The 969-nt window shown below is 59.3% G+C and carries 1 pseudogene; it reads right to left on the minus strand.

The annotated features are described in order from the left end of the window. Window positions 1-969: pseudogene (locus ACZRMO_RS30205) on the minus strand (type IV secretion protein Rhs); the annotation flags it as partial.

Genomic DNA, 969 nt, shown 5'->3' on the forward strand with positions numbered 1-969 from the left:
CTTGTCGTGGCTGAAGGTGATGCGGTTGTTGTCGGGCAGGCGCAGGTGTTGCAGTTGGCCGCAGGCGTCGTAGCCGTAGCGCAAGGTGCCCCAGCCTTGGTGTTCGGCGGTGAGGCGGTTTTGTCGGTCGTATTCGTAGGCCAATGACCAGTGGCCGTCTTCGACACCCAGGAGGTTGCCTTGGCGGTCGTAGGTGTAATCCACAACTCCGCCGTCGGGCAGGGTTTTTCGTACGAGGCGGCCGGCGAAGTCGCGCTCATAACGGGTGATTAGCTGACTGCCGTCATCGCCGTGTTCGGTTTTTTCCTGCAGGTTGCCGTTGAGGTCGTAGACGTAGGCCGTGCGCTGGCCGTCGAAGCCGGTTTCCTGTTGGATAAGGCCGCTGGGGTGGTACTGCAATGCATAGATTTCGCCGACTTCGTTTTCGATCTCGGTCAGCAGTAACCGCACGTTGTCGTAGCGGTATTTGACTTGTGTGCCGTCGGCGTTAATCCGCCGGCTGATGAGGTGTAATCCATCCGCATATTCGTAGCGGGTGACATGCCCCAATTCATCGCATTCGGCGGTGATTTTTCCGTAGGGGTTGTAGCTGTATTCCCGCGTTGCACCGCCTGGCAGGACCACACGAATCAACCGACCCACGCTGTCCCACTGGTACTGGGTCAGCGCACCGTGTTCATCCTCGCGCGCAACCTGGCGGCCAACGTCGTCATAGCGATAGCGCTTGATACCGCCATTGGGCAGTTGTTCCTCAAGCAGCTGCCCGCGCTCATGCCAGACCAGCCGATGGCAGCTGTGGTCCGGGTACCAAACCCCGGTCAGTTGCCCGTGTTTGTTGTAGCTGTAGTCCGTGGTATTGCCGTCTGGATCCGTCCTACGCGTGACATCGCCCTGATCATTGTGCTCGTACTTCCAGACCGCCTCACCACGGCGCACAACCCGTACGAAACCGTTGTCATGCTCGTAGGA

This window comes from Pseudomonas sp. B611 (assembly GCF_055407965.1).